The organism is Mesorhizobium sp. P3_A9, assembly GCF_056402975.1.
Genome location: NZ_JBFUGJ010000395.1, coordinates 1 through 5,071 on the forward strand (window position 1 = coordinate 1; position 5,071 = coordinate 5,071).

3 protein-coding genes and 1 pseudogene are annotated in these 5,071 nt (G+C 63.1%); 1 reads left to right on the top strand and 3 read right to left on the bottom strand.

The window, feature by feature from the left end; translation table 11 throughout:
- A pseudogene (locus tag AC1DX0_RS30825) lies at positions 1–247 on the top strand (LLM class flavin-dependent oxidoreductase); the annotation flags it as partial.
- Between the two features lie 63 nt (positions 248–310).
- Here the strand turns inward: AC1DX0_RS30825 and AC1DX0_RS30830 are convergent.
- From AC1DX0_RS30830 to AC1DX0_RS30840, 3 genes are all read right to left on the bottom strand, one after another.
- Positions 311–2,020, bottom strand: coding sequence for an APC family permease (locus AC1DX0_RS30830; protein WP_477358214.1), 1,710 nt, complete (start codon positions 2,018–2,020; stop codon positions 311–313).
- A 254-nt stretch (positions 2,021–2,274) separates the two neighbouring features.
- Positions 2,275–4,644 carry a DUF1989 domain-containing protein gene (locus tag AC1DX0_RS30835; protein WP_477358217.1) on the bottom strand — a complete coding sequence of 790 codons (2,370 nt, stop codon included), beginning with the start codon at positions 4,642–4,644 and terminating at the stop codon, positions 2,275–2,277.
- Between the two features lie 257 nt (positions 4,645–4,901).
- Positions 4,902–5,071, bottom strand: a 170-nt coding sequence (locus AC1DX0_RS30840) for a transposase (RefSeq protein WP_477358220.1), incomplete at its 5' end; no start/stop codon positions are given.

Sequence of the window (5,071 nt, forward strand, 5' to 3'; positions counted from 1 at the left end):
CCATTCCATTGCCGACGAGATGGAGGAGTGGCTGGTGACTGAGGGATCCGACGGCTTCAACATCATGTTTCCCTATCTACCCGCCGGGCTCGACGATTTTGCCGAGAAGGTGGTGCCGGAACTGCAGCGGCGAGGGCTCTTCCGGCGTGAGTATGAGGGAACGACCTTGCGCGAGAATCTCGGCCTGAAGCGGCCTCCCAACCGGTTCTTCGAAGGCTCCGAAGCGGCTATCCGCAAAGCCGGCTGACGTCTTGGCGCAAAAAAAGAAACTGGCGCGCCGAAGCGCGCCCGTTTTTATCGGTTGGCGATGTCAGATGACGAAGTACCAGTTGGCGATCAGCATCACCGCCACGCCGGCGACCAGCGTCAAGTAAGGCAGCATTCCGGCTTTCTTGACCGCGAGGTCGGCTCCCGTCATGCCGAGATCGGCCAGCATGTGGTCGGGGAACTTACCCTTGTCCTGGATGTAGTGGCGGAAGCAGAACACCGGGATGATCAGCGCAGCGGTGATCAGTCCGGCCCACAGCGCCATCGGGTTCCACACCTTGGCGCCGGCGCCCATGAAGATGGCGTTGACATAGGCGAAGATCGCCCCGATGCCGAGCAGCCAGCTCGGCGCCTTCCAGGGCCGCGCGATCTGGCCGTTGTCGATGCGGTGGATCCAGCCGGCATTGAGGTTGAGGAAGTTGAAGATGATGTAGCCGCARTTCGACACGGCGAGGATGAAGAAGAAGCTCGTCGCRTCRGCCGAGGCGATCGCCAGMACGATCAGGTTGAAGACGAGTTCGGTCCACATCGCCCGCGTCGGCGCGCCATGCTCGTTGACATGGCTGAGGTAGCGCGGCAGCCAGCCATCCACGGAACCCTGATAGAGCGTGCGCGAGGAACCGGCCATGGCGGTCATGATGCACAGCACCAGCGCCAGGATCATCAGCATCACCAGCAGGCTGTGGATCAGCGCGCCCCCACCGACCATGCCGGCCAGAGCGTCTGCAACGCCGGAGCCGTCGACGATCGGTGTCGCCAGCATGCCGTTGAGGCCCAGCACGCCCTGAAAGGTGAAGGGCACCAGGATGAACAAGAGCATGCAGAGCAGGCCGGAATAAAAGATGGCCTTGAAAGTGTCGGTGCCCGGGTTCTTGAACTCGGATGTGTAGCAGACGGCGGTTTCAAAGCCGTAGGTCGACCAGGCGGCAATGAACATGCCGCCGAGCACCAGCGTCCAGCCGGCGATGTTCCAGGCGCCCGGCTCGGGCGCATAGGCGGCGGCCAGCGGCACCAGCGGCGAGAAATTCGCCCAGTTGATCTGGCCGGTGACGATCGGCACGACGCCGACGATGAGCATCGGGATGATGACCAGCAGGCCTATGTACTTCTGCACATTGGCGGTGCCGAGGATGCCGCGATGCTGGATCGAGAAGATGATCAGCATCAGCACGGCGCCGATGAAGAAGGTCGCGTTCAGCGTGAAGGAGACCGGACCCAGCGTGTGGCTGTAAAGCGTCCAGTTGCGGATTGCCGGCGTTGCGGCTGTCGTCACCGCGGCAATCGCGTCGGCGGGCGCCGTTCCGGCATGCGCCGCGATATAGGCGACGACCTCGGCCGAGGTCTCGGTGAACAGCGGCACTGGCGCCAGCGCGTTGAGGATATAGGCGGCGGCGATCGAACAGCCGAGCGATAGCACCGGCGACCAGGCGAACCAGTTGCACCACACCGACAGCGGCGCGATGAACTTGGAATAGCGCAGCCAGGCGGTGGCGCCATAGATCGAGGCGCCGCCCGACTTGTTCGGGAACAGGCCGGCGATCTCCGCATAGGTGAAGGATTGTAGGAAGCCCATGATCATGGAGGCGATCCAGATCGCGAAGGCCAGTGTGCCGGTCGTACCGGCAATGCCGCCGATCGAGAACAGGACCAGCGCCGGAACGCCGCTTGCGACCCAGAAGGCGCCACGCCAGTCGATATTCCTGTGCAGCTTGCTTTCGGCAGGCTGCTCCAGGGCCGTGCTTATAGTGCTCATGTCAGTAACTTCCCCTTTTTTCAGTGTTCCCCGCCGGCGATGCCTCGGCTTTGCGAAGCTTGCTCCCCGGCACATGACCGAACGACTCCGGTGTTTCCACTCAGTCGTATTTTTTTCTTAAGAGTGAAGATTGATCCGGCGCGCTTTGACGTCAAGCGTTTTGTGAAACCGTGCACATCACGCTCGCGCGCGCACGCAACAATACGCCTCAAAGCGCTGCTGATGAGCGGTTCTGCCTGTCCGGAAGGCAGTGCTCAGGAGCGCGGTCTGGTCTTCTGCGGATCGTAATGGGCGAAGGCGACGACTCGCGCCGGCAGCCTCTTGGCATGGCCGTCGAGCTTGCCGATCTCGACCTCCGTGCCGATGGCGGCGTGGGTGACGTCGAGCCGCGCCAGCGCGATGTTCTTGTTCAGCACCGGTGAACGCATGCCTGACGTGACGACGCCGATCTGGGCGCGGCCGACATGGACGCAATCGCCATGGCCGACGGCGACATTGCTGTCGATGTCGAGCCCGACCAGTTTGTTCTGCGGGTTCTCCTTGCGCCGGATCAGCGCCTCGCGGCCGATGAAATCATCGGTCTTGCTCTTCAGCGGCACGGTGAAGCCGATGCCCGCCTCGAACGGGTCGGTCTGGTCGGAAAATTCGTAACCGGCGAAGATCAGCCCGGCCTCGATGCGCACCATGTCGAGCGCCTGCAGGCCCATCGGCTTCAGCCCATGCGGCTGGCCGGCCTCCCAGATGGCGTCGAACACCTTTTCCGCGTCGCGCGGGTGGCACCAGATCTCGTAGCCGAGTTCGCCGGTATAGCCGGTGCGCGAGACGACCACCGGAATGCCATTGCCGCCGCCGATGCGGGCGACGGCGAAACGGAACCATTCGAGCTCATCGATCGAGGGCTGCAGCGGCGAGGTCCAGATCACCTCTCTCAGGATATCGCGGCTCTTCGGCCCCTGCACGGCGACATTGTGCATCTGGTCGGTCGACGAGCGCACCAGCACGTTGAGCCCAAGCTTCTTCGCGGTCTCGCGCAGCCATTCGCCGGACAGATCGTCGCCGCCAACCCAGCGGAAATTGTCCTTGCCGAGCCTGAGCAGCGTGCCGTCGTCGATCATGCCGCCATGCTCGTAACACATGGCGGAATAGACGATCTGGCCGACGCCGAGTTTTTTGACGTCGCGGGTCAGCGTGTATTGCAGCAGCGCTTCGGAATCCGGGCCGGTCACCTCGAACTTGCGCAGCGGCGACAGGTCCATGATCACGGCGTCCTGGCGGCAGGCCCAGTATTCGGCGATGGGGCCCTCCTTGGCGAAGGAATTGGCCAGCCAGTAGCCCCTGTATTCCGAGAAGTTGCGGGTGTGCTTGGCGAAGGACGAATGGAAGGAGGTCTCGCGGGTCATTTTCGGTTCCGAATCGGGCGTCATGCGTCTCGCGATCGCTCGCGAGAATTTGTGCTGGCCGGAATAGGTCCGCACATGGATGTCGGTCAGGTCCCAGCCATTGGCCGGGGTCGTATCGTCAGGGCAAGCGGAGGAGACACAGACGATGTCGGTCAGCGCCCTGAGCAGCACATAGTCGCCGGCGCGCGACCATGGCTCGTCGGAGACCATGACGCCATGCGCGTCGATCGCGGTATTGAAGAAGAAGTTGATCGCCATCCAGCCGGCGCGAGGATTGACACCCTTGCCGGCCAGCGCGCCGTTGAAATTCTCCGAGCAGTTGGTGTGGCCGGGATAGCCGATGTCGTCGTAATATTTGGCGGCACAGGCGAGCGCGAAGGCATCGTGCCGGYCGCACGTGTCCTGCACGACTTCGACCAGCGGCTCCATGTCCTGGTCGTAATATTTCGAATGCAGGCCAGGCATCGGGTAGCTTGCGCCCATCAGTGTTCGGGTCGTCGTCACGTCGAGCGGATGGTCGAGGCCCTTGTCCAGCTTGCGCGCGGAAAAGCACTGGAAGTCGGTGCACTGGCGCCCGTCGACATCGATGATCTGCAGATAGTCGCCGGCCTTGACGAAATAGGATTCAGCCGTCGCCGAATGAACGCGCAGGTCGAGCACCGGATCGGCGAGCGGATCGGCCAATTGCGACTTCGATTTCAGGCGCACCGTGGCGCGACGCACGATGACGGTGAGCGGTGTCGCCGTGTCATGGCCATCGACCAGCATCGGCCCGCCGGGCGCGGCTATGATCATCGAGCCGTCGCGTGTGATGGTGAAAGCCTGTTCCGTGCCGGCAGGCGTGGTGGCGCCGAACACGCGCACAGCCTTGGCCTGGTCGAGCTGCACCTGCCGGCGCGCAATGCCGCGCCGCAACGCGCCGATACCGTCATCGGCCTCGGTCAACAAAGCCTTGATGCCGGCGGCATTGCTGTTGGACTTCTCGCCTAAGATGCCGGGATCGGTGGTGCCTGCGATGTCCCAGGCCAGCAGTTCGCACGCCTGGCCGCCCTCGACGTTGCGCACGGTGAAGGTGTCGCCGGCCTCGACCTCGATCAGCACCGCACCATTGCCCTGGATCGTGTAACGCTCCATGCCCGGCGGCAGCGCGATCTGGCCGGGCCTCAGGATGAGGCTCGGGCGCGGCGGTCCGGCTGTCACTGTGGGGTAGGGCGACTGGCTCATCTCAGCCTTGCGGTTCGAGAAACAAGTTTGCCTGTGTGTGAAATTATTTTAGCAGCAAGAATAGCAGCGCGGTTGGGTTTGGCAAGGCGAAGGTGATGCAAGCTCCCCCTTCTCCCCCTGTGGGCCTGTTGTGTAATTGCAGCAGAGCGCGGATGAGAGCGGGATTGCGGGAATGTCGCCCGTATTCGTGAGTTCTTGTGTCTGGTTTGGAGTTTCGGGCGGCGGTTCGGCCTCGTGGGGCCGGACTGCGGGCGCACCTATCCTGTGATGGCGGCCCATCGGCGCATGTTGAAGGCAATCGCCGCTAACGTCACCTGGGCAGTGGCTTTGGCCAGCCCGACATAGCGGATCGTGGTCAGCTTCATGCGGTTCTTGAGCGTGGCGAAGGTGGTCTCGACTGCGGCACGCCGTCTGGCGATCAGACGGT